A 24,972-nucleotide genomic window follows, 5' to 3' on the forward strand; every position below is an offset into this window, starting at 1 on the left:
TCGGTCGTATGTCATGCTGGTGCGACACCGTTTGTCTGACTGGGCCGATGGCATGTGACCTTGCATTGGTGCGCTTGGGTTTTCAGTGGTTTGCTGAAAAAAACTTGCGTGATGCGTAATTGATTGCGGTTTTTGTTATTGTTTTATTGTTGTTCCGACAACGGTGAACCGGGGAGCGCAAAGGATCATGAATCTGGAAGAACTGATTGATACCGGCTGGCAAAAGCACGCAACCGATCCGCACAGCGTGGCCCAATTGCTGCAAGCCCACCAACATCTGGTTGGCAATGCCGAGCAGGCCGGCAATTTCTTGCGCTTGTCCAACCATACGATAGGCGAGCACTTGCAAGACTGGCCGCAAGCCCACGCCTTGGCTCAATCGGTGCTGGCTCAGGTGCCGCAGACGACAGATGCGACCAACGCGCTGATCTCTCTGGCGGTGGCGCAATGGCTGGCGGGTGACACAACTGCTGCGCTGGTCACCCAAACGCGTGTGGTGACGCTCAACCCAACGCAGCCGACCGCCAGTCTGGCGCGGATGACGGCGCAGATTGTATCGGGGCTGATCGCCAACGACCGTGTCGAGGAAGGCTGTGAGCTGTATCGGGCGCTGCTGGACATGGCCTCGGCAGCAGGGGATGGCAGCATCGATCGGGTATTAGCCGTGACCAGCAACAATGTGGCCTCCGAAATGCTGGAAAAGGCCACACTGAATCCGCCTGAGACCGCTTTGATGCTGGACGCCGCTGCTGCGGCTCTCGCATGCTGGCGGCGCTGCGGAACCTGGATGCATGAAGAACGCGCTTTGTATTTGCTGGCGCTGGTGCACAACAAAATCGGTCAGGCGGAAGTGGCCCTGGGCCACGCCCACGCGGCGTTGGCGTTGATTCGCGGCAATCACGCGCAAGCTTCAGAAGAGACGGTAGACGAGGCTTTTCTGGAGCTGGCGTTGGCGCATGCTTATCAATTGACCGGAGCAGCGCAGACAAGCGCGGCGCACCTGAATCAGGCCGACGCGCTGGCCAGTGCTTTTGCCGATGAAGGTTTGCAGCAATGGTTTGCCACCGAGCGCGCGCGCTTGCCGTCGGCATAATGGCATTGGACTGGTCAACGACATATTCACGGCGAAACCCGGGTATTCATTTGTCCTGACCCAAAGCAAGTGCAATCTGAACAAGGCATGATCTCGCTCAAGTGTCAGCCCCTGTTCTGAATCTGCCAATGAATACCCCGGCAGGCTTGGTAACAGAGGTTTTCGATTCCCCTCTTGATCGCATTAGCTCGTTACGGGGGAGTCAATCGCGCTATAACGATGACAACGGTATTGAGTGAGTTACTGCAGCTGGCGTACCCAGCCTGGCAGTAACGCCGGATTCCGCCGCGCCCGGCGGTCAGCACAGGATATTCAACATGCAGACATTCTTGATTGCACCAACCCGCCAGAACGTAGGCCTGACCTCCGTGGCATTGGGTGTGGTGCGAGCTTTGCAGCACCAGGGCCTGAAAGTGGGGTTTGTAAAACCCGTAGGGCAGGATCACGGCGATGTGGAACGCTCTACCCACTTTGCCCGTTTGATCTGTCATATCGACAGCCCGGTACCACTCTCCACCGCGCAGGTCGTTTCACGCGTGGTAGCAGGACAGAACGACGAGTTGCTGGAAGACGTGGTCAGCCTGTGTATGGCCGCAGCGATGGGCGTGGATGTACTGGTGATCGAAGGGTTGCATATTGATCCAAGCAATCCGGTGACCGCTCGCCTGAACGAGGAAATCGCCCGCAGCATGCAGGCGGAGATCATCCTGGTTTCCAGTGCGTCGGTGCCCGGCGCCGCCGCCGAAGCCCGCGTGATTGGTCGCCAACTGAAGAATGAAGGTCGCAGTGTTGCTGGCGTCATCTTCAACAAAGCGCCAGAAAATTTTGATGCGGCCTCAGCGCAATATGAACTGGATGGCCTCGCCCTGTGGGGCGTGATCAAGTATGACGCCAGTTTGATGGCGCCGCGCACGCTGGATGTGGCGCGGCATCTGAACGCCGAGATTCTGATCGAGGGTGAACTGGCCACCCGCCGCGTGCAGGAAACCGTGATTGCGGCGCGTTCGGTGCCAGAAGTAGTGGAACGCATGAAGCCAGGTGCACTGATTGTCAGTGCCGGTGATCGTGACGACGTGATGCTGGCGACCGCGCTGGCTGCCGGTAGTGGTATTCAGCTGGCCGGTTTGTTGCTGACGCATTCCAGCGCGCCAGATCCGCGTATCCAGGCGCTGGCTGCGCTCGCGCTCAAGAGCGGGATTCCGGTGTTGCGCACTGATTCTGACAGCTACGGCACTGCCGAACGCATCAGCCGGGTGCCACCTGCTGTGGCGGCAGACGATACCGAGCGCATGAATTTGGTGCTCGACGCTGTGGCCGATCAGTTGGGTACCGAGCAATTGATGAACGCGGTCAAAGTGGTGCCGTCGATTCGCATGTCGCCGCCAGCCTTCCGCTTCCAGTTGATCCAGAAAGCGCGCTCGCACAAGAAACGCATTGTGCTGCCTGAGGGCGAAGAGCCGCGCACCATTCGCGCCGCCGTCGTTTGCGAAGAAAAAGGCATTGCCCACTGCGTATTGCTGGGCAAGCGCGCCACCATCGAAGCAGTGGCCGCCGCACAAGGCGTGGTACTGCCGCCAAGCCTGCAGATTCTCGACCCGGATGAAATCCGCGCTGAATACGTCGCGCCGATGGTCGAGCTGCGCAAGAGCAAGGGTTTGACTGACATCCAGGCGCTGGAACAACTGGGTGACTCGGTAGTGCTGGGCACGATGATGCTGGCCGTAAACAAGGTCGACGGCCTGGTTTCTGGTGCCATCCACACCACTGCCAGTACCGTGCGCCCGGCATTGCAACTGATCAAGACTGCTCCGGGCTCATCCATTGTGTCGTCGGTGTTCTTTATGCTGATGCCAGATCAAGTGCTGGTGTACGGTGATTGCGCCATCAACCCCAACCCGACCGCCGAGCAACTGGCCGAGATTGCCAAGCAAAGTGCCGACAGTGCGTCTGCGTTCGGCATCGTGCCGAAAGTGGCCATGATCAGCTACAGCACCGGCAAGTCTGGCGCTGGCGCCGATGTCGACAAAGTGCGTGAAGCCGCCGAACTGGCTCGCGCCAAATACACCGATCTGGTACTGGATGGCCCGCTGCAGTACGACGCTGCATCCACCGCCGACGTTGCCGCGCAGAAAGCCCCAGGCAGCAAAGTGGCGGGCCAGGCCACCGTGTTTGTGTTCCCGGACTTGAATACCGGCAACACTACCTACAAGGCTGTGCAACGTAGCGCGCATGTGGTGAGTGTGGGCCCAATGTTGCAGGGCTTGCGTAAACCGGTGAACGACTTGTCGCGCGGGGCATTGGTGGACGACATTGTGTTCACGATTGCGCTGACGGCGATTCAGGCACAGCAGATGAGTGCACACGCTCAGCCAGCCTGATTGATTGGTCAGACTGGTTAGTACTGTGGTTCAAGCAAAAGGCCAACCTTGCGGTTGGCCTTTTGTATTTGGGGAGGGTTCGTTGCAAACCTCATGTAGGGCGGGTGCAACCCGCCGCGTCACAACACGATCAAAGCGAGGGCTTGTTCAATATTGCATGGCGGGTTGCACCCGCCCTGCACGACTATGCGTGACTCAACCCGGCAATACCGCCTCGCGATTCGGAATCTCGAACACATCACACAGATAATTGAGGAAGTTGGCATCCTCGCACATTCCCTTGCCGGGACTGTCGCTGACCTTGGCCACAAACTGGCCGTTGCAGCGGGTGAGCTTGATGACGATCTGCAATGGCTCCACGCCACAATCGTTGGTCAAATTGGTACCAATGCCAAACGATGGCCGAGTGCGGTCACCAAAGTGGCGATACAAGGCGATAGCGCTTTGTAAATCCAGCCCATCGCTGAACACCAGTTGCTTGCCCGCCGGATCGATACGCATTTTCTCGTAGTGCTTGATGGCTTTCTCACCCCAGGCGTACGGGTCGCCCGAGTCGTGGCGTAGGCCATCAAACAGCTTGCAGAAGTACAAGTCGAAGTCGCGCAAGAAGGCATCCATCCCGACCACATCGGTTAGCGCGATACCCAAGTCGCCGCGATATTCACGCACCCAGTGTTCCAGTGCGTTTTTCTGGAAATCCCGCAGCCGTGAGCCAAAGCACTGGAAGGCCTGCATGTATTCATGCGCCATGGTGCCAATCGGTGTCAGGCCATAACGCATGGCCAGCAGCAGATTGCTGGTGCCGCGCATAAAGGGTTTGGCATGGCGTGCCAGCGTGGCGACCACCTCTTCTTGCCAGTCGCGGGAGAAGCGACGGCGAGTGCCAAAGTCGAAAAAGATGAATTGCGAGCGCGCTTGCGGCTCTTTGGCAAACTGCTTGAGCAAATCGATTTTGGCGGCGAGCCGTTCGCGCCCGGCTGCCAGTGCCGCCGCTTGGTCGAAATGGCGGAAGTACACCTCGTTCACAATCGACAGCACGTAGATTTCGTACAACATGCAATGCAGCATCGGACCGTGGACATGAATCGCCAGATCATCAGGCGCGGTGCCTGCGACTGATACGGTGATGAACTTGCGCTGCAGCTGGAACAGCCGCAAAAAGTCGATGAAATCGCCGTGAATAAAACGCAAAGCGCCGAGCCATTCCAGTTCTGCTTCGGAAAAACGCAGCGTGCACAGGTGATCCAGTTGCGCTTCGATCTCTGCTTTGAGCGTGGACAGCGGGTACGCGGCCCGGTTGCGGCACTTGAAGGTGTATTCGGCCTGCGTTTCGGGCTGATGGTGCAGAATCTCCTGCATCATGGTGAACTTGTAGAGATCGGTATCCAGCAATGAATTGATGACTGGATTGGCGACAGCGGTCATGCGTTTCTCCTGGCGCGGCGGGCGCCGGTGGGGTCGCGGTGTGGATGCGCAATCAGCAAGGCGAGCGCTTAGCCAAACAACTGGTTTGAGGTCACCGTGCGCATGCCGCGCGCGGTCAGTTCCCGGATAAAGTCTTCACCCTGAGTTTCAAAGCCGCTGACCGGGCTAGTGCAATCGGTCAGCAACACCAGCTTGTGTACGTTGTCCGGGCCCAGTTGGTCAGCCAGATCACGTACTGTTCCGGCCACGCAGTGCGACAACGCTTCACCAGCGATAACGATGGTGTCGGCCTGCGCCAGAGTATGAATCCAGGCCGCATCCGGCAGTGTGCGCGGGTCATTGATGTCGGGGACTTCAGCTTTGATCGCCGAATAATGTTCGGTGGCCTCGTTCATGCCTTTGAGCTGGTAATGCACCAGCCGCATATGTTCGCGGGCCCAGTGGTTCAGCGCCGCGTGCAAGCCCGCATGTACGTTATGTCCCCAGCTACCCAGCAGGCAATGCTCTGGCCAGATGATCAACTGGTAATGGCCTTGCGCGGCCAAAGCGTTTACATACGCCAGACTCTGCGCTTGCCGGGCCGGGTCACGCGCCGCCCATTTGCCCGCGCTGACGTCATCCACGCTGATCAGCGTGAACGGTGCCGGAGATTCGCCCGCTGCGTTACGCCACCAGCGCGGATGGGCAATATCGACTGGATTGTGGCTATCCAGCGTGACGTGGATCGCGTCAAAGCGGGCGCCATGTTGCGCCAACAGATCGGCAACTCGTTGCAGATCGGCATTGGCGCCCGGCACGGGCAGCGCTGCGCCGGGGATATCGCAAAAGTCGTTCTGCGGATCAATCAATAACAGGTGAGTGGTTGCGGCGGACATGGCCTGCTCCCAATGACAATGTCGTTTCCTTGAGGCCCACACTATACTTGCTGGCTTGGCTGGCAGGGCGGCTACTGGTGTTATTCACCGCCTGCGCCGGGTTACAGGCCCATCGCCGCCAGCATCAAGAAAGTGGCGAACAGTACAAAGTGCGTCAGTCCTTCGATGGCGTTGGTTTCACCGTCATGCAGATTGATGGCGGCGGCCAGCAAGGTCAGTAGCATCATTACGGTCTGCGTGGGCGAGAGCGCCATATAAATCGGCTCGCCCCGAATCAACGCCAGACCCTCTATCACCGGTACCGTCAGAATGATGGTGGAAAGCGATGCTCCCAGCGCAATGTTCACCACGCCCTGCATGCGATTGGCCAGTGCCGAGCGCAGCGCAGTGAGGATTTCCGGGCTGGCGCTGATAACAGCCACCACCAGCGCGGCGGTCATTGGCGGCACGCCCGTACCGTGCAAACCCAGAGACAGCGTTTTGGACATCACTTCCGCCAGCGCGCCAATCAGGATCAAGCCACCCACCAGCAACGCCGCAGACAAGCGCGTATTGCCATTGCCACCGTGATGCTCATCCTCTTCGCCGTCGGTGCCATGCGTGCGCGAGCCATAGGTATAGCTGAAAAAATAGCTGTGTTGCCCGGTCTGCAGACGCAGGAACATGCCATACATGGCCACCATGGTGATGATGATAAAGATCGAATACACCTGCCACTGACCTTGCGGGATGAACTCCGGCACGATCATCGAAATGCCCAGCGCGGTCAGGATCATCACGATGTAGGTGTTGCCCGAATCCACATTGTATTTTTGCTCGCCATGCTTGAGCCCGCCCAGAATGGCTGCCAGCCCCAGAATGCCGTTGATATCGAGCATTACCGCCGAATACACCGTATCGCGCATCAAGGTGGGCGAGGGCGTATGGCTGGTCATGATCGCCAGAATCACCACTTCCACCAGTACGGCGGACAAGGTGAGGATCATGGTGCCGTAGGGTTCGCCCACTTTTTCGGCGAGTATTTCGGCGTGGTGGGCGACCCGCAATGCAGCCAGTAGAATGGCGGCAATAATAAGCACCGAGGCGATCAATGCGGCGGTTTGCCCGGCGGCCAGCACGCTGTGCTCGACGGCGTAGGCGATCACCATTGCCAATAGTGCAATGACCAGGAATGTCTCTTGTTTGACCAGTTTCATGATGTGCGGTTTGCTGTTGTTGTGACCGCAGTGTAGTGCAATGTCCGCTGTTCCGGCGTCGCCCGGCGTTCCCGCTTTTCATTCAGGCTAGCTCATGACCGATTCTGCTTCTTCCCCGCAACTCATTACCTGGCAAACGCTGGGCCGCGCCGCCCTGCAAGCCCTGCTGGACGAAGCCGGCGCGCCATTGCACCTGGAAGACTGTGATCTGGAAGGCGGTGATTTCTCGCGGCTGGATTTGCGTGGCTGCCACTTTACCCGCTGCGCCATCATGGAGGCCTCCTTTGCCGGGGCGGCATTGGGTGATACGCACTGGAGCAGTTGTCGGGGGCGCCAGGCGGACTTCAAAGCGGCGGATGTGACTGACTCGGTGTTCGAGAAGTGCGATCTGAACAACACCAACTGGCGTCGCGCCAAGCTGGGAGCCAGCAGTTTCACGCACTGCAAACTGACCGGCGCGCATCTGGAGGACGCTGCCACGCTGGGGCTGACCTTTGCCGACACCTTGTTGATCGGCGCCTTCTTGCAGGGCATGTCGTTCCGCAAATGTCTGCTGCAAGGACTGGATTTCTCCGATGCTGATCTGGTCGGCGCAGATTTTCGCGAGGCGGTGTTTATTGGTGGCAGCTTGCGTAATGCCAATCTGCAAGACTGCCGTTTTGATGGCACCGACTTGCGCGAGGTCGATCTGGGCGGCCTCAAGCTGATCGACGCCCGGCCATTTCGTGGCGCGACCATTTCTTCTGCGCAAGCGGCCATGTTGTTGCACGAACTGGGGCTGACTGTCCTGGATTAACCCGCGCTGGCGCTGACAAATCTGCCGAACGGCGAGCGATCTGCTATACACGCTGTGATTAGCCCGTCACCTGTTCATGTTTGAGGGATTCGCTTTGCCCATGCGCCGTCTTGCCGTCTTTAAAGCACAAGGATGTTCAGCCTATGGTCACCGCTGAAACGTTGTCGCCGTTGCTGGCCCGCTGTGCCCAAGGCGATGAAAAAGCGCTGGAGCAACTCTATAAGCACACTGCACCGCAACTGTTTGCCCTCGTGCTGCGTATGTTAAGAAGACGAGACTGGGCGGAGGAAGTCATGCAGGAGTGTTATGTGCGCATCTGGCAACACGCAGGTGATTATTCGGCGGCACAAAGCCAGCCACTGACGTGGATGAGCCGCATTGTGCGTAATCATTGCATCGACTGGTTGCGCAAGCCGCAGCTGGAAGTGCCGGATGTCGACGACGTCATCGTCAATGCCTGGGCCGATGAAGCGCCGGGGCCGATGAGTTTGTTGTCGCAAAACCAGGAAAGCAAACGCATCGCCGAATGCCTGAAACGGCTGGAATCCGTGCAACGGCAGGTGATCGCCATGGCGTTTTTTGACGACCTGAGCCACAGCGAAATCGCCGCCCGGCTGGCCGCGCCGCTGGGCACAGTCAAAAGCTGGTGCCGTCGCGGGCTGGAAAAGCTCAAGGGGTGCCTGGCATGAACTATCGCAACCCGCTGCTCCAGCAAAAGCTGGCCGATGAATATGTGATCGGCACCTTGCGCGGCCAGGCCCGCCGCCGCTTTGAGGCGGTGATGTTCTTTGATGCTGCCTTGCGCCGCACCGTGCGCGAAACCGAAGAAAAGCTGCTGCCGCTGATCTACGCCTTGCCGCAGGTCGTGCCACCGGCCAGTGTCTGGCGCGGTGTCACCCGGCGTATCCATGATTTGCGCCCGGCCGCGCCACCGTGGAGTTGGCAAGGCATCTATCTTTGGCGCTTGTTGGCCGGTGGTTTTGCTACCGCCGCAATTGCCTTGGCCGTGGTGTTGACCTTACCCAAGTCGACCGTGGAAGTCGCGGGCCATATGGCCTTGCTGCAAGACCCGCAGTCACACGCCGCTGCTCTGATGGCGCGCGTTTCACCAGATGGCAGCTTGAAGATTGCCACGCTGGAAAACCTGGGTAACCGGGTTGCGGCGGATAAATCGCTGGAATTGTGGGCGATTCCGGAAGGTGGCAAGCCGCGCTCACTGGGCTTGATTGCCGCCAATGGTGCAACCGAAGTTGTTCGACCCAAAGAAATGCAATCGGCTGCCGTGCTGGCGGTCTCGCTGGAACCCCACGGTGGTTCGCCAACTGGCGCACCAACTGGCCCGGTGTTGTGGGTGGGTAAACTGGTCGACCTCTAAAACGCTCGTTCTCAGGCCCACGCCCGATGCGCCATCCTCGCGGATGAGCATCGGGCTTTTTCATGTGCGTTTTTGCGCTATCTGACCCCGGTCTTGCCAGGCTTTTTCGTGATCAGGCCTTGCGGGTGCATCCGGTTCGATGGTGGCTGCGTATGTCCAGATGCAAGGCCCACATAAACCAGGAGAAACATCATGCAAAAGCTCTGCTCACTGATCGCCCTTTCCCTCGCACTGGCATTGCCGCTGGCACAGGCCGACTCCACCATCGACGTTGGCGGCCAGGCCATGTTCCCCAGCAAAGACATTGTGGATAATGCCGTGAACTCGGCTGATCACACCACGCTGGTCGCTGCCGTCAAAGCTGCTGGTTTGGTCGATACGCTCAAGAGCAAAGGCCCGTTCACCGTTTTCGCTCCCACCAATGCCGCTTTCGCCAAATTGCCCGCTGGCACGGTGGATACGCTTCTGAAGCCAGAAAACAAAGACACGCTGACCAAAGTGCTGACCTACCACGTGGTTCCTGGCAAATATGACTTCAAGGCCTTGTCTGCCGCCATCGAAAAAGGCAACGGTACTGCGACCCTCAAAACGGCCAGCGGCGGCATGCTGTGGGCCATGTGGAACGGCCCGCACAATATCGTGATCAAGGATGAAAAAGGCGATGTCGGCAACATCAGCACCTATGACGTGTACCAATCCAATGGCGTGATCAACGTGGTGGATACTGTTCTGCTGCCCAAATAACCACGCCATCCAGATCGGCCCAAGGGGAAACACTTGAGACCCTCCTTGCTGCCCTGTGCAGACATTCTTTGGCAGCAACCCCGCTCTGATCGGCGGGGGTTTTTATTTGCAGGTTTGCGTGCCAGGTCTCACGCGTGTTTTTTGCGGTGATACGTCAGCGCCATTTCCAGGCACAGCGCGACGGCAATCCACCATTTGCCGCCCAAACCCACTATAGGGTCGTAGCCCGGATGAAGCGGTAGCGGGAATCCGGGGTGGGACATTGGCAAATTCAAACCCGGTGGCTCATCCATGCATGGTCCCCCGGATTCTCGCTAACGCGCCATCCGGGCTACACAAACGGGCTACTCCTTTCATCATTCCCGGCTGGACGGCCCCCTTGGCTGGAATCCAGTGCAACGGTGATGGCTAGCGGAAGTAACAACAAACAGAACCACCTGGCCAACAAACGACGTAGTTTTCCTCCCCGTCAGGCATTCAAGCTTTTGAAGCCACCACCCTAAACCCGCACCACAAACAATCCCACGCACAACACGCACCCGATCACGTACAACAACCAGGTCTGCGAAATGAAATACGGATAAACCATCAAGCCGATGCCGATCACCATTGGCGCCCACATCCCTTGTTTCTTGCCATAACGAAAAGCCACCATGCCGATCAGGCTGAAGAGCAAACCGGCAAACAGTACGGCAGGGGTAGGCATCGGGCGGACTCCGGGTTGGAACAATTCAGGGTTCAAACAAATGAAACAAGCCGCGCCGGGTATCGCACCGGCACGGCTTGAGTATTATTCCAGTTACCTCGCAGGTTTGGGTCACTCCATCGTGTAGAAGGCCGCGTCGTCCGGCCCAACGTGTTGCGGCGCGCGCCAGGTCACGTCGCGCATATTGCGCTGAATCAGCCCTTCCACGCCCAGCAGCGTGGCAAAGATGGCCATGCGTACCGGAATGCCGTTATCGGTCTGGCGGAAGATGGCCAGGCGGGGATCGTGATTCAAGTCGGTGGACAAATCATTGGCACCCTCACGGCTGTCGCGTGGCAGCGGGTGCATGATGATGGTGTCGGCCTTGCAATAAGCGCTGACGATGGCAGAGTTGACCTGGAAGTCCGGCGTGTAGCCTTCCAGGTTTTCGTCGGCAAAGCGCTCTTTCTGGATGCGGGTGGCATAAACCACATCGGCGCCTTTCAAGCCTTCAGCCAGCGAGGCGGTTTGTTCGATCACGTGGCCATTGCGGCTGGCGTGTTCGATCAAATATTGCGGCATTTCCAGAATCGGCGGCGAGATCAGCGTGAACTTCATATTGCGGTACAGCGATAGCAGCTTGATCAGCGAATGCACCGTGCGGCCGTATTTCAGATCGCCGACCATGGCGATATGCGCGCCGTCGACCAGCTTGCCCAAGCGCGAGAACTCCGTTTCGATGGTGTAAAGGTCGAGCAAGGCCTGGCTGGGGTGCTCGCCGGGGCCGTCGCCGCCGTTGATCACGGGGATATTGGTGGCGCGGGCAAATTCGGCAACTGAGCCTTTTTCCGGATGGCGAATTACCACCGCGTCGGCGTAACCGGCAATCACGCGGCTGGTGTCATAAATGGACTCGCCCTTGGCCATCGAGGAAAACGAGAAGCCCGTGGTATCGCACACGCTGCCACCCAGGCGGCAAAATGCGGCGCCAAAGCTGACGCGGGTACGGGTGCTGGCTTCAAAAAACAGATTGGCCAACACGGCCCCTTCCAGTACGCGGCAAACTTTCTGGCGGCGGGCGATGGGTTGCATGATGTCGGCCACGCGCAGCAATTCGCCAACGGATTCGCGGGTGAACTGATCAACCGATAGTAGTTGCGGACGACCATTGGCGGAAATGCGGTCGCGCAAATAGGTGGGTTCTACGCTCTGCGTATATCCGGTGGCAGGCGTATCGCGCAGCAGAATCTCGCTGACAAAACGCTCAACCATCTCCGGCATGGTGCGAAATTCGGAAGATTCATCCGGCAAGAGCCAGGTGTCGAGTGCTCTGCGGCTGGCCGCGATGCGATCGGCAAAGCTGTCGCGGGTCATGTTCAGTTTGCGCATGGCGTCGCGCAGAAAAACTTGCTGGCTCATGATGATGTCTCCGGTATGTACGCGGAGCGCATATTAAGCCTGTGGCAGGGGAGGTGTCCAGCCAGGACGATATAGGGCGGCTGGAACCCACCGCAATGTTGACCATTAGCAGCGGCGCGTTTCAGCTACCCTACAAACCCCCTGGCGAATCAACCCTTATTCAGCGTATTCATTGCCCGGCGGAGCGAGCACATTGCGCGAGCCATTGTTCTCCATAGCAGAGACCAACCCGGCGCCTTCCATCTGCTCAATCAAGCGCGCCGCACGGTTGTAACCGATGCGCAGCTGGCGCTGTACTGAAGAGATTGATGCCCGGCGGCTCTTGAGTACGAACGACACCGCTTCGTCATACAGCGGGTCGGTTTCTTCGCCGCCAGCTTCTGCCCACGCCCCACCGGCACCGCTGGCTGCGGCTTCGGCATCAAAGCCGCCGTTGAGAATCGCTTCGACATAATCCGGCTCGCCGGTGGTCTTCAGATACTCGACCACGCGATGGACTTCATCATCGGCCACAAACGCACCATGAATGCGTTGCGGGTAACCGGTGCCCGGCGGCAGGAACAGCATGTCGCCCTGGCCGAGCAAAGCTTCCGCCCCCATCTGGTCCAGAATCGTGCGACTGTCGATCTTGGACGATACCTGGAACGCCAGCCGGGTCGGGATGTTGGCCTTGATCAGGCCGGTAATCACATCCACCGAAGGGCGCTGCGTAGCCAGGATCAGATGGATGCCCGCCGCCCGCGCTTTCTGCGCCAGCCGGGCGATCAATTCTTCAATCTTCTTGCCGGCCGTCATCATCAGATCAGCAAACTCATCCACCACCACCACCACGAACGGCAGATGTTCCAGCGGCTCCGGGTTGTCCGGGGTCAGGCTGAACGGATTGGTGAGTGGCTTGCCCGCCTTTTCAGCTTCTTTCACTTTCTGGTTGAAACCGGCGAGGTTACGCACACCCATGGCGCTCATCAGCCGGTAGCGCTTTTCCATCTCCGCCACACACCAGTTCAGCGCGTTGGCGGCCAGCTTCATGTCGGTCACCACCGGGGCCAGCAAGTGCGGAATGCCGTCATAAACCGACAATTCCAGCATCTTCGGGTCAACCATGATGAAGCGCACTTCGTCCGGCGTGGCCTTGTACAGCAACGACAGGATCATCGCGTTCACGCCCACCGACTTGCCCGAGCCGGTTGTCCCGGCCACCAGCATGTGCGGCGCCTTGGCCAGATCGGTCACCACCGGCTTGCCGGTGATGTCTTTACCGAGCGCCATGGTGAGTTTGGAGCCAGTGCTGGTAAATTCTTCCGCCGCCAGAATCTCGGACAAGCGAATCATCTGCCGGGTCGGGTTGGGTAGTTCCAGACCCATGCAGGTCTTGCCCGGAATGGTTTCCACCACGCGAATCGAGACCAACCCCAACGCGCGGGACAGATCCTTCATCAAATTGACAATCTGCGCGCCGCGCACGCCAACAGCGGGCTCGACTTCGTAACGGGTAATGACCGGGCCAGCGTATGCATCCAGCACGTTGACCTTCACCTTGAACTCGGCCAGTTTTTCTTCGATCACAATGCCGCGATCAATCAGGTCGTCCTGGCTGATCGGGTCAATCTGCGCAGCCGGTGGTGTCAGCAATTCCAGTGCGGGCAGGCAACTGTCGTCGTAAAGCGGGCGGGGCGGAGGTACTGACGCGGGCGGCGGGCGATCCACAATGGCGGCGGCCCATGCTGACGGTTGATAGCTCGCCTGCTCCGGCTGCACCACTTCGTCGCTGTCAAAGGTGCTGAACGCGCTGGACGCCGCGATCGGATCAGTGACTTGATGCGCAACGCCGGAGAACGGGCCGGGCAGCCACGGTGGGTTGGCCTCTGCTGCATCTTCGTCATCCGCGGCGTCCGTCCATGCTGAATCGGCAACAAAACTTGCTGCAACTGGAGCGACGGCGGCGAATTGAGTCGCATGGGCCGTCACTGGCACGCTGCTGGCGATTGGTGCTTCCGGCACAAAGGCTGGTATCGGTGCGGAGACGGCGGATGTGAACGTTGTGAATGGAGTGCCTGGCTGGGTGACTTCGAGATGGACTGGAGTGGTTTCCAACGGCCCGTGCGCCAAGGAATCAGCTGCGGCTAATTCTGGCAGTACCAGGTCTGGCGCAATAGGGTCGATACGCGACGGGATCGGCGCAGCAGTGCGCCAACTGGGTGGCGTGTGCAGTGCAGGTGTGGCAACCGGTGGTCTTGCGTTTGCGCTCACTGCCGTATTGGGCACCGCGACCGTCGGGGTGAACTCCAGCGCGGGCAGCTCTATTGGTGCGGCAGGCGCTTCCGGCTCGACCGGACGTGGGGCTTGCCAGCCCAGTGCGCGGGCAGTGGGCGGCGGTGTGATTGTTGTTTCTGCCGGGGATGGCGTCGGCACTACAGCTACAGGTTGCAACGGCGTTGCAATGTGCGGCTCGGCTATGGCCGGAATTTCGGCGGTTGTGGGAACCGGTTCCTGTGTTGATGACTGGTTATGCCGCGCCGTAATGAATACGGCACCATCGGCATTGCTCACTGTGCGGCGGGACCGCACCACAATCGGCGCGCGCGATACCGCTGGTTTGGCGGGTTCCAGCAGAGGGGCTGGCCGTTGCACCGGCGTTTCGATGCGCTGGGTGCCACGATGACTATGCAGTGCTTGCAGGCGTTCGCGAATTTCATCGGCCTCAATGCGCGGCAAATTGGGAGCTGGTGTCGCTTGCGCCAACCGGTTGGAACGCGTTGCCACTCGCGCAGGTGGTTGCAATACCTGTTCGCGTCCCAGTACGGGTAATGGTTTGGGCGGCGGTGCTGGCTGCGCCGCTGCCGGTTTGATCAGCGTGACCAGCGGCAAAGGCTCGGCAGGACGTGGCTTGCTGGGTGCCCAGACGTTCTTGTTGCGCGTATCCAGTTTGGCCGCCGCTGCTGCCAATGCCGCAAGCCGTTCGCGTTCGACTTGGGCGGCGTAGTCGGCCACTGGGTCGTGCGCAACTTCGGTCGTTGTCTGCGCTTTGGCGAAGACGGGCGCGGCAGCTGGCATTGCCGTGACGGATTCTTCCTCTTCATCAGCTGCGTCATCGGCTGGCGTTGCTGGCGGCGCGGCTTTAAGGAAGGGCGAGTCTTTGCCAATGCGGCGCAAGGTGTTTTCAATGCGGGCACCGACATTTTCCGTCAGCCCGTTCCAGCTCTGTTGCAGCCAAAGCGGCAGACCTGCAGCAACGCCTGCCGCAAGTACCACCAGGCCCGCAAGCGGGTTTTGCCACGGGCCAACCAGCCAGGTGCCCAGTGATCCGCTGGCCAGCAATAATACGAAACCCAGCGGACTACGCCAGCCCGGCTGGATTACCCGGACCGGTTGCTGGCGGAACGACTGCCAGGCGGCGATGGCACAGGCGCCCGCCACCCACCAGCCGCCGATGCCAAGTCCTGCATGCCACCATTGCGGCCAGTGCGTAACCTGGAAAATGAGGCTGGCTGCGGTCGCAAGGGTAAGGGCGAGCGAACGCCCCAAATGTGTTGAAAACGCGGAGGTGCGGTTGTTGCCGCGAGGCCGGCTGGGGGTAGGGCGCGGCGTGCGCTGCGGTTGGCCTTGGGTCATGTCTGGATCTGTGCTTTGTTACCGGCGCAAGGTGAACGGACGTTCTGTCGCGCCAAACCGGCAATCATAAGCTCGTATGGCGCAATCGTCATTAGCAACCGACCGCTGCATTGTTACAGTATTTGGTGTAAGTGCCTGGCGCAGCCTCTAGCCGGTGGCTTGTTCGCTCTCGGCGAGCGGGTAGATTTCGTCCAGTTGGGCGTAATCAACGTGCTGCTGGCCGTTCTCGTCGGTGTACAGCAAGTCGGCATAAGCATGCTGCCAGCGGATCAGACTGTGATCAAAATTGTGGCGTGAACGCATGGTCTGCGTCGTGGTCTCATCGGTGCCATCCAGGCTCAGGATCAACGAACTCTGGTACGTCGCCAGCGTTTCTGGCGTCATGCCATGCAAAGGGCTGGATTCGTCAATCACGTGCATCACGGTCCAGCTCAGTACAAACATGGGATGCTCATCACGCACCAGCTGCAAGTCGTAAATGCGGCGAATGCGAAAACCCTCGCGGCTGGTTTCCTGGCGTAACAACCGTAAACGGGCGTTGGCATCGACAATCACATTCTGCCGGGCGTTAGCGGCGCGCATCATCAGCACGGTTTGCCCGTCCACCTGGCGCACCACCGGATGTCTGGAAAACACGATGCGGGCATGCGGGCGAGAGAAGCGGGCGAACATCACGCCGGTGATCAGCGCAATGCTCATCATGCCCCAGAAAATTTCTACGGTAGCCACCAGGTGACCATAGAGCGTTTGTGGATGCATATCACCGTAACCGACCGTGGCGATGGTCTCTACGCTGAAGAAGAACGCACCGCGAAAATCCGGCGGTAACTGGTTGGCAATCGGGTGCTGGCCCAACTGATAAAGCCCGGCAAAAAAGGCGTTCAAAAGCAGAAAGGCCAGACCTATCAGTAGAAAGAAAACTGGCCATGTGACCGTCATGCAGCGGTGATAGAGGTCACTCCAGAATTGCTTTTGCAAGCCGTGTGTAATGATCTCGCGATCACCCAACCGCATGGAGTTCTGACTAAAAAACGGTCGCAAGTTGGGCATGGCAAACACTCATTTTATTGTTTGTTTCAATGATTGTGACCTCTTTCGGGCTGACCGCACGGATCGGAAACTGCCATTTTTGGTAGGCGTTTTATGTCACTTGTGCCGAAAATTGTCACTACGAATTTAACGTAATTGAATGAAAACAGAAAGCTTTGTGAAATTATTTGCGTAATTCGCATTAGGTGCTTAACAGCCACTACCTGAATCGTATAATCTGCCGCTCAGTCGGTTCTGAACGGGTGACGATTGGCACTGTCTGGATCGGGTGCAACATGGAAATATCCAAGGTCTGTATGCAGGAGAAGAAACTGGAAAGCAAGATGAGTCCGGCCGAACATGCCACAAATAATGACAACCTGCTCGCGCGTAGCCGCGCGGCGGTGTGGCATCCGTGCACGCAAATGAAGCGCCTTGAGACTTTGCCGCTGGTACCGATCGAGCGCGGCGAAGGGGTCTGGCTGTACGATTGCGACGGTAAGCGTTATCTGGATTCCGTTTCCAGCTGGTGGGTTAACCTGTTTGGCCACGGCGAGCCGCGGATCAAAGCCGCCATCAAAACCCAGCTAGACAAGCTTGAACACGTGATGCTGGCCGGGTTCACGCATCGCCCGGTGGTCGAGTTGTCGGAGCGTCTGGGCGAGCTCACTGGCTTGGGCCACGCCTTTTATGGTTCGGATGGCGCTTCTGCCACCGAGATCGCACTCAAGATGTCGGCGCATTACTGGAAGAACAGTGGCCGCGCCGACAAAAACCGCTTTGTTTATCTGGCGGGCAGCTATCACGGCGAAACCGTCGGTGCCTTGTCGGTCACCGACGTGCCGGTGTTCCGCAGTGCGTATTCCAGCCTGGTGCGCGACAACTTTATTGCGCCATCGCCCGATAGCCGTCTGGCGGGCCCGGGCGAGACCGCCAAAGACGTGGCCGAAGCCGCCGCCAATGGCCTGGCTGCCATTTTTGCGGCCCACCACACCGAAATCGCCGCCATTATTCTGGAGCCGCTGGTGCAGGGCGCGGCCGGGATGGCGATGTACGACCCGCATTATCTGGTGCGCGTGCGCGAATTGTGCGATCGCTACCAGATTCATTTGATTGCTGACGAAATCGCCGTGGGTTTTGGCCGTACAGGTACGCTGTTCGCCTGCGAACAAGCCGCCATCAAGCCCGACCTGCTGTGTGTCTCCAAAGGAATTACCGGCGGCTTTTTGCCGCTGGCGGCAGTGCTGACCACAAATGAGATTTATGCCGCCTTTTATGACGAAGACGTCACTCGCGGCTTTCTGCATTCGCATTCCTACACCGGTAATCCGCTCGCCTGCGCTGCGGCGCTGGCGGTGCTGGCCATCTTTGCCAGCGACAACGTGATCGCCGCCAATGCCGAGCGCGCTGCCCGCTGGTCGACTCGCTTTGCCACTTTCGCCCAGCATCCACGGGTAAGCCATTATCGTAATACCGGCATGATCTGGGCTTTTGACGTCGCTGACGAGCGCCCGGGCTTTGCCCAGCGCATGTATCGCGCGGCGCTGGCCGAGGGATTATTGCTGCGGCCAATTGGAAACACGGTGTATTTCATGCCGCCTTATGTGATGCAAGACGACGAAGCCGATTGGCTGGTACAGGGCACTGCCCGCGCGCTGGAAGTCGCGCTGGGTGGTCAGGAGGAGCAGGACGATGCAGCTATCGCTTGATCTGCCGCAACCGGATGCCCGGCTGGCTGCGATAGTCGAGACCGATCCGCGTGCATTGCGGATGTGGCTGATCGGCTTGCCCAGCGGCCAGGTGCTGGAAACAGGACGGCAGATTTTTGACTCGCTGGCATCGTGTAATCGTACCGTCATTGATGCCGATACCCGGATCAAGCTGCTTGATGAATACCGGCGCGTGCTGGACGTGATGTCCGGCGATTTTGCTGCCCAAGCGGTCTCGCAGGGCATGCCGATGCGCGACAAACCACGCCAGGCCATGCTGCTGATGCGCAATTTGTGGCTGGAACTGGCGGGTGGCTACAAGCTGGCGCTGGTCGAACGCGTGGAAAAACGCTCGTTCTTTGGTGGCACCACGACCAGGCAAGTGCCGCAACTGGTGCAGTTGATCATGCTGCTGTTTTATCGGGCGTTTCAGCTCGATTGCCGTATGGCCATGCCCCCGGCAACGGGAATGTGGCGTGAACTGCATCAGCTATTTCAGCTGGTAGCGCAATCGCGGCAACTGGACGAACCCAAGGAAGAAGAACTCGGCCCGCCGGTGGGCGTTTTGTACAAGCGCATTGTGTTGCTGTCGCTGGCCGATCCGCTGCGCTTTTCCACGATCGAGCTGGAAAAAGTCATCGAGATTATCGATAACTATGCGCCCGCCGCGCACTTTCAGCCTGTGGCACAGCATGCCGGTTCCGGTGGGTTCTTCCTGACGCGGCTGGATACTGACGAGCCGCCGTCTTATTACGGTGCCAACTTGCCGGGTGATCATACTGGCCCGGCCATGTTGATCGATACCATCGAGTTGGGCAAAAAGCTGCATCGCATGCTGCAAGGGCTGGAAACCAAAGCGCCTGGCGTGCCCGATCGCGTCAAGATCCAGTTCTGGATGGATATCCTGCGCCGCTTGCTCAAGCAGTGGAGCATCGCGCCCCGACGGATGTTCCAGCGTATTCCCAAAGCGGCTACGGTGCATCTGTGCGTTGGCCTGCGCAACGTGGCGGCCTGCGCTCATGACATGGAGGTACCACTACCGCCATCGCAGCTGGAACAGGCCGGAATTAGCGTTGAGCCGAGCCCGCAGGCGTGGGAAGTACAGGACGAAAGCCCGGGTGGTTATGCGCTAAGCAAGCGTGAAGCGCCGCCCGAGCGTTTACGCGTGGGCGAACTGGTGTCGGTCAAACCCCAAGATGCTGGCGCCAACTGGATGTACGCTGCCGTGCGCTGGATTCAGCAAAGTGTGGATGGCGCATTGGAAATCGGCGTGCAGATTTTTTCAGCACGCGCCGAACTGGGCTTGCTCCAGTTGGCTGGTGCGCCACCCGGATCGCCCCCGCAGGCCGTTTTGTTGCTGCCAATGATGTCGATCTTGCGCCAGCCTGCCCGCATACTCGCGCCACGCGGCACCTTTGTGCATGGCGGGCAGTTCGCGGTAACGACGGGCAGCGAGACGTTGTTGCTGACCGCAGTGCGGCTGGTAGAACAGCAAGCGGGGTTTGATCTGTTTGAATACCGTTTGCCGGATGCAGTCGTGGCAGATGCAGTGCCATCCCGATCTGCTGCCCCGCCATCACCGCAGCCATTGCGTTAGGGCGTTCGCAGGTTATCGGTCAGGTCTCTTCGTCATCCTTGCGCTTGGCGCGCGGATGGAACGCATCGTAACCCTTGGCCAGGGCTTGCCAGTCCAGATGGGTATATACCTGCGTGGTCGATAGGTTGGCGTGGCCCAGCAATTCCTGCACCGCCCGCAGATCGCCTGAGCTTTGCAGCAAGTGAGTGGCGCAACTGTGGCGCAACTTGTGCGGGTGCAGCGGCTCGGTCACGCCCAAACGTGCTTCCCACGCCTTGAAGCGCAATTGCACGGCGCGGGTAGTCAGTTGTGCACCCTGTTTGCCCACAAACACGGTGGTGCAATCTGGCTTGGCCCACATCGCCCGCATTTTGAGCCAGTGGCGCAGTTCATCCAGCGCCGCCGTGCCAATTGGCACCATCCGGGTTTTGTTGCCTTTGCCGGTAACCCGCGCCAGACCACCACCCAGATCAACGTCGGCCAGTTGCAGCCCCACCAGTTCGGATACCCGCAAGCCCGATGAGTACGCCAGTTCAAATATGGCTTTGTCGCGGCAAGAAATCATTTCATCGTCGGGCATGTTGTCGAGCAAGCCAATGGTGGCATCGACATCCATGGCCTTGGGCAGGCGCTGGCGTTTTTTGGGTGGTTTGACGCTGGCGGCAGGGTCTAGCTGCCAACCCAGATCCCGCGCCATCAGGCGATAGAAGGTGCGCCACGCGGAGAGCATTCGGGCGATGGTGTAGGCCGATAATCCACGCGAAGCCAGCTGCCGCACGAAACCGCGCACATCCAGTGCGGTGAGTTCATTGAGCGGCGTGTTTTGTGCCAGCGCGACCAGATCATGCAGGTCGCGCAGATAGGCCTTGCGGGTTTCCGGGCTGGCGTGTTTTTCGCCTTCCAGATATTGCGAAAACCGCGCCAGCAAGGCCTCGTTCATGATGGCATGCGCCAGAGGCGCTTATTGCAGTTCATCGCTCAGCGCAGGGGTTTCAGCGACTTCGGCCAACAGCAGTGGCGGGCCGGAGACCACCACGCGCTTGATCGCTGCGGCCAGCAGTTCGGACAGGCGTTGCAGATACAGTGTGCCCATGTCCGGGAAGAAGCGGTCCGCATCGTCGCTGGCCAGCACCATGATGCCAAATGGCTCATCCGCGGTTTTCAGAGCGAACAGCGCGAAGGACTTCAGGCTGCCGCCGCTACCTTCAAACCATTCGGTGACTTCTTCAGTCACGTACGGGCCACAGTAAGGCGAGACCAGATTGGCAGCCAGTTTGTGTACCACGTCGCCCACTGGTGTGAATTCACGCAGTTGCACATCGGCGGCCAGCCACAGACGCAGCGCCACATGCGGCACCAGGAAGCGTTCTTTCAGGTGGTATTCCAGCGTGCCGATAATGCCGGGCAGATCGTTGGCCTGCATCAGTCCGACGGTGAGCTTTTGCAGCAAGTCGGAGATCACATCGTTTTCTTCGCCAAACTGCAGCAACTCGCCCATGCGCCGCTCCATGGCGCGATTTTTGTCGCGCAAGGTCAGCAACTGACGTTCCGCGAGCGAAACGGCCTGGCCGTTGTGGCTGTGCGGCACAAAAATATCGGCAATCTCGTCTGCGTAGTCTTCAAAAAAACCGGGGTTTTCCTGCAACCACTGCATCACTTCCTGGGCTTGCATCGCGCTACTCGCTCTTGGCTGATTTCTGGATATGAATGAACTGGATTGGAACTGGATTGAACTGGCTCAGATTTCAATCTGGCCGGTGAATACGGTCACGGCCGGGCCGGTCATGAACACGGGCTGGCCGGGGCCCCCCCAACGAATGGTGAGATCGCCACCACGCGTGGTGACACGTACGGTTTCATCCAGCAGGCCGCGACGGATGCCGGCAACGACAGCGGCACAAGCACCTGTGCCGCATGCCAGCGTTTCGCCCGCGCCGCGTTCGTGCACGCGCAGTTTGATGGCGCCACGGTCGATAATCTGCATGAAACCGGCATTCACCCGTTCCGGGAAGCGTGGATGAACCTCGATGGTCGGACCTTGTTGCGCCACTACGCCGCTATCGACATTGGCCACGACTTGTACGGCATGCGGGTTGCCCATCGACACCACAGTGACATCGACAGTGACATCGCCCACCACCAGCGGATGCACAACGGCATCACCCGCGGCCACAAACGGGATTTGCGCGGGCAACAATCCTGGCACGCCCATATCAACTGTTACCAAGCCGTTGTCTTCCAGTCGTGGCCGGATCACGCCTTTGGCGGTATCGACGACGATTTCGGTTTTGTCGGTCAGTCCCTGGTCGTGCACGTAACGCACAAAACAGCGCGCGCCGTTACCGCATTGCTCAACTTCACCACCATCCGAATTGAAAATGCGATAGCGAAAATCGATGCCTTCGCGGTCGGCAGGCTCAACCAGCAACAGTTGGTCAAAGCCAATGCCGAAATGACGATCGCCCAGTTTGCGGATCGTTTCGCTGGAAAGCTGCAGTTGCTGGCGCACGCCATCGAGCACGATGAAATCGTTGCCCAAGCCCTGCATCTTGGTAAAGGTGAGATTCATGGTTCCTGCTGGCTGCGGTTTTTGTTCAGTTTGTTCAGGCTAAACGTGAGCGGGGTTCGTTGCAAGATGACGTTGGTATTGCTGTGGTCATTTCGGTTGTCTCGCCACTTCAGTGTTGCAAACCTCGGCTTCTCGCAAGAAGCCTGCTTTGTCTGGACTAAAACAGCCTTGTCTCCCCTCTTTTGGAAGAGGGGCCGGAGGAGATGGCCGCAATGCTGGGTTAATCATTGCAGCGCGATCCGGCCCAAAACCAATCTCCCCTAACCCCTTTTTGTAAAAGAGGGGGACTAAGTTCCCGGTACGTCGGTCTTGAAGCTCACAAGCACAGCCGCATGTATTCAATCTTGATGCACTTGTCCATAACCACAACCAGCCCGGCATCTTTGGCTTTTTGCGCGGCCTCGTTGTTCACAATGCCGAGTTGAATCCAGATGGCCGGTGCGCCAATGGCGATGGCTTCATCGACAATGGCATCAATTTCCTCGGCGCGGCGAAATACGTTTACCAGATCAACCGGGCCGGGCACATGGGCCAGGTCGGGATAGGCTTGTTCGCCCAGAACTTCGGTCACCAATGGCCGTACCGGCACAATCTGGTAACCGGCGCGCTGCATGATTTGCGAAACTCCAAAGCTGGGTCGGTCCGGCTTGGGCGATAAACCGACCACGGCAATGCGCTTGACGCGTTTGAGCAGATCGCGGATTTCGTCGTCAGAAGGGTTCTGGAACATGCAGGCTCCGGCGTGAAATGGCGTTGCGTTTACTTGGACAAAACCAGTACGCCATCTGCTTCTACCACCGCGCCTTTAGGCAATGCCGCAGCCTGGATTGCCGCGCGAGCCGGGTAGGGTTCGACAAAGTATTCGGTCATGATTTCGTTCAGCCGGGCAAAGTTGCCCAGGTCAGTAACGAACACGCCCAGTTTGACGATATCGGACAAATCGCCACCCGCCGCTTGGGCCACGGCGCGCAGATTGGTGAACACCTGATGCGCTTGGGCATCGAAACCTTCCACCAGATTGCCGCTGACCGGGTCCAGACCAATCTGGCCAGACAGATACACGGTATCGCCCACTTTCACTGCCTGAGAATACGGGCCGACGGCTTTAGGTGCTTTGTCGCTATGAATGATGGCTTTGCTCATGGGAACTCCAGCGGTAACTTGGAAAAATTTTTGTAGGGTGCGCAATCTGCGCACCGCTGCACGGTAATTCACTATGTCGCGTTCGCACACCTGATGTGTGCAAACCCTACATCCCGAAAAGAGGGGTTCAGTGTACCTGCTCACTGCTCGGGCAGGAACCGCTCCAGCAAGGTGTTCAAAAAGCGCCGACCACGCTCGCTGGGTTGAATGTGATGCAGATCGCGGGTGATCAGGCCATCAGTCACGGCGCGTTCGACCTCATGGATGACTTTGGTCAGCGGCAGGCCAGTGCGTTGGGTAAACAGGTCGATATCAAACCCGTCAATCAACCGCAGTGCGTTGAGCATGAATTCGAACGGCAGTTGCTCAAGGGTGACTTTTTCTTCGGTCTGTACGGCGTTGCCAGCGGCCATTTGCGCCAGGTATTCGGACGGCTGTTTGTAGCGCATTTGCCGGATGATCTTGTCCGGAAAACTGATCTTGGCATGCGCGCCCGCCCCAATGCCCAGATAGTCACCAAAGGTCCAGTAATTGAGATTGTGTTTAGCACGACGGCCCGGCAAGGCAAACGCGCTGGTCTCGTAATGCTCGAAGCCAGCCTTGGCCAGATGCTGTTCAATGGCGTCTTGCATGTCGGCAGCGGCATCGTCATCCGGCAGCGCGGGCGGGTAGCGGTGGAACAGCGTGTTCGGTTCCAGCGTCAGATGGTAAGCCGACAAATGCGTTGGCTTGGCGGCGATGGCACTGTCGATATCGCTCATGGCTTGCTCCAGCGTTTGCTTGGGCAAGGCGTACATGATGTCGAGATTGAAGTTGTCAAAATGCTTGCGAGCAATCTCGATGGCCTTGTGGGCTTCTTCATCGTTATGAATGCGCCCCAGTGCCTTGAGGTGATCAGCGTTAAAGCTCTGGATACCAATCGACAGGCGATTGATGCCCGCTGCGCGATACCCGGCGAACTTGTCCGCTTCAAACGTCCCCGGATTGGCTTCCATGGTGATTTCGGCATCGGGTTGCAAGCGCACGCGGGCGCGAATGCCAGCCAGCAGTTCTTCCATGGCTTCGGCCGAGAACAAGCTCGGCGTGCCGCCACCCATAAAGAGGGTGTTGACCTGGCGACCCCACATCAGCGGCAAACAGGATTCCAGATCGCGCAGCAGCAGGTCGACATACTGTTTTTCTGGCACACCCTCGCGCACGGCATGACTATTGAAGTCGCAATACGGGCACTTCTTTACGCACCATGGGAAATGGATATACAGCGACAACGGCGGCAGCGCCGTGAGGCCCCAAGTGGCAGCGGAAGCAGGTTGCAGAATGGTTGGCATGGTGTTGCTCTGTAACAGTA

The 24,972-nt window shown here is 58.8% G+C and carries 22 protein-coding genes; 8 read left to right on the forward strand and 14 right to left on the reverse strand.

From position 1 onward, the window contains the following. Positions 1-187: 187 nt before the first annotated feature. On the forward strand, positions 188-1,093 hold the full coding sequence (locus tag N7220_RS12855) for a hypothetical protein (protein WP_283147920.1): 906 nt from the start codon (positions 188-190) through the stop codon (positions 1,091-1,093). 317 nt (positions 1,094-1,410) lie between these two features. Beyond that, positions 1,411-3,471 (forward strand): phosphate acetyltransferase, encoded by a 2,061-nt coding sequence (gene pta / locus N7220_RS12860; RefSeq protein WP_283147921.1) that lies wholly within the window; start codon positions 1,411-1,413, stop codon positions 3,469-3,471. A gap of 195 nt (positions 3,472-3,666) precedes the next feature. Here the strand turns inward: pta and pncB are convergent, their stop codons facing one another. From pncB to N7220_RS12875, 3 genes are all read right to left on the reverse strand, one after another. After that, positions 3,667-4,896: a nicotinate phosphoribosyltransferase gene (gene pncB, locus N7220_RS12865; RefSeq protein WP_283147922.1), complete on the reverse strand. Its 1,230-nt coding sequence runs from the start codon at positions 4,894-4,896 to the stop codon at positions 3,667-3,669. A gap of 68 nt (positions 4,897-4,964) precedes the next feature. After that, positions 4,965-5,771: a cysteine hydrolase family protein gene (locus N7220_RS12870; RefSeq protein ID WP_283147923.1), complete on the reverse strand. Its 807-nt coding sequence runs from the start codon at positions 5,769-5,771 to the stop codon at positions 4,965-4,967. A gap of 101 nt (positions 5,772-5,872) precedes the next feature. Beyond that, positions 5,873-6,967 (reverse strand): calcium:cation antiporter, encoded by a 1,095-nt coding sequence (locus N7220_RS12875; protein ID WP_283147924.1) that lies wholly within the window; start codon positions 6,965-6,967, stop codon positions 5,873-5,875. A gap of 94 nt (positions 6,968-7,061) precedes the next feature. On the opposite strand from N7220_RS12875, the gene N7220_RS12880 reads away from it, so the two are divergent. The 4 genes from N7220_RS12880 (at position 7,062) to N7220_RS12895 (ending at position 9,882) form a co-directional block, all read left to right on the forward strand. Then, entirely contained in the window at positions 7,062-7,763 is a 702-nt protein-coding gene (locus tag N7220_RS12880) for a pentapeptide repeat-containing protein (RefSeq protein WP_283147925.1), read from the forward strand. A 143-nt stretch (positions 7,764-7,906) separates the two neighbouring features. Then, positions 7,907-8,452, forward strand: a complete 546-nt coding sequence (locus tag N7220_RS12885) for an RNA polymerase sigma factor (RefSeq protein ID WP_283147926.1) — start codon at positions 7,907-7,909, stop codon at positions 8,450-8,452. After that, the gene (locus N7220_RS12890; RefSeq protein ID WP_283147927.1) at positions 8,449-9,138 is read left to right on the forward strand and encodes an anti-sigma factor; all 690 of its coding nucleotides are present in this window, start codon (positions 8,449-8,451) and stop codon (positions 9,136-9,138) included. The genes N7220_RS12885 and N7220_RS12890 overlap by 4 nt, the downstream gene beginning before the upstream one ends. Before the next feature lie 192 nt (positions 9,139-9,330). Continuing rightward, positions 9,331-9,882: a fasciclin domain-containing protein gene (locus tag N7220_RS12895; RefSeq protein WP_283147928.1), complete on the forward strand. Its 552-nt coding sequence runs from the start codon at positions 9,331-9,333 to the stop codon at positions 9,880-9,882. Between the two features lie 128 nt (positions 9,883-10,010). Here the strand turns inward: N7220_RS12895 and N7220_RS12900 are convergent, their stop codons facing one another. From N7220_RS12900 to N7220_RS12920, 5 genes are all read right to left on the reverse strand, one after another. Then, positions 10,011-10,145, reverse strand: coding sequence for a hypothetical protein (locus N7220_RS12900; protein ID WP_283147929.1), 135 nt, complete (start codon positions 10,143-10,145; stop codon positions 10,011-10,013). 236 nt (positions 10,146-10,381) lie between these two features. Further along, positions 10,382-10,588 (reverse strand): hypothetical protein, encoded by a 207-nt coding sequence (locus tag N7220_RS12905; protein ID WP_283147930.1) that lies wholly within the window; start codon positions 10,586-10,588, stop codon positions 10,382-10,384. Between the two features lie 111 nt (positions 10,589-10,699). Beyond that, entirely contained in the window at positions 10,700-11,986 is a 1,287-nt protein-coding gene (locus N7220_RS12910) for an aspartate carbamoyltransferase (RefSeq protein ID WP_283147931.1), read from the reverse strand. Between the two features lie 156 nt (positions 11,987-12,142). Then, a complete protein-coding gene (locus N7220_RS12915; RefSeq protein WP_283147932.1) occupies positions 12,143-15,598 on the reverse strand; it encodes a DNA translocase FtsK in 3,456 nt (1,151 codons plus the stop codon). 147 nt (positions 15,599-15,745) lie between these two features. Next, on the reverse strand, positions 15,746-16,648 hold the full coding sequence (locus tag N7220_RS12920) for an ion channel (RefSeq protein ID WP_283147933.1): 903 nt from the start codon (positions 16,646-16,648) through the stop codon (positions 15,746-15,748). A 275-nt stretch (positions 16,649-16,923) separates the two neighbouring features. On the opposite strand from N7220_RS12920, the gene bioA reads away from it, so the two are divergent. Continuing rightward, complete coding sequence (gene bioA, locus N7220_RS12925) at positions 16,924-18,336, forward strand: adenosylmethionine--8-amino-7-oxononanoate transaminase (protein WP_283147934.1); 1,413 nt, start codon at positions 16,924-16,926, stop codon at positions 18,334-18,336. Then, positions 18,320-19,933: a hypothetical protein gene (locus N7220_RS12930; RefSeq protein ID WP_283147935.1), complete on the forward strand. Its 1,614-nt coding sequence runs from the start codon at positions 18,320-18,322 to the stop codon at positions 19,931-19,933. Before bioA ends, N7220_RS12930 begins: the two co-directional genes overlap by 17 nt. Before the next feature lie 19 nt (positions 19,934-19,952). Here N7220_RS12930 and N7220_RS12935 read toward each other — a convergent pair whose 3' ends face one another. From N7220_RS12935 to hemW, 6 genes are all read right to left on the reverse strand, one after another. Continuing rightward, positions 19,953-20,852, reverse strand: coding sequence for a tyrosine recombinase XerC (locus tag N7220_RS12935; RefSeq protein ID WP_283147936.1), 900 nt, complete (start codon positions 20,850-20,852; stop codon positions 19,953-19,955). A gap of 21 nt (positions 20,853-20,873) precedes the next feature. Further along, a complete protein-coding gene (locus N7220_RS12940) occupies positions 20,874-21,584 on the reverse strand; it encodes a DUF484 family protein (protein ID WP_283147937.1) in 711 nt (236 codons plus the stop codon). 66 nt (positions 21,585-21,650) lie between these two features. Then, entirely contained in the window at positions 21,651-22,481 is an 831-nt protein-coding gene (dapF, locus tag N7220_RS12945; RefSeq protein ID WP_283147938.1) for a diaminopimelate epimerase, read from the reverse strand. Positions 22,482-22,797: 316 nt separating this feature from the next. Beyond that, the gene (locus N7220_RS12950; protein WP_283147939.1) at positions 22,798-23,211 is read right to left on the reverse strand and encodes a CoA-binding protein; all 414 of its coding nucleotides are present in this window, start codon (positions 23,209-23,211) and stop codon (positions 22,798-22,800) included. Positions 23,212-23,240: 29 nt separating this feature from the next. Beyond that, the gene (locus tag N7220_RS12955; RefSeq protein ID WP_283147940.1) at positions 23,241-23,624 is read right to left on the reverse strand and encodes a Rid family detoxifying hydrolase; all 384 of its coding nucleotides are present in this window, start codon (positions 23,622-23,624) and stop codon (positions 23,241-23,243) included. A 140-nt stretch (positions 23,625-23,764) separates the two neighbouring features. Continuing rightward, positions 23,765-24,952: a radical SAM family heme chaperone HemW gene (hemW, locus tag N7220_RS12960; RefSeq protein WP_283147941.1), complete on the reverse strand. Its 1,188-nt coding sequence runs from the start codon at positions 24,950-24,952 to the stop codon at positions 23,765-23,767. Positions 24,953-24,972: the final 20 nt, after the last annotated feature.

Origin of the sequence: Silvimonas soli (assembly GCF_030035605.1) — a bacterium.
GTDB classification, from domain to species: domain Bacteria; phylum Pseudomonadota; class Gammaproteobacteria; order Burkholderiales; family Chitinibacteraceae; genus Silvimonas; species Silvimonas soli.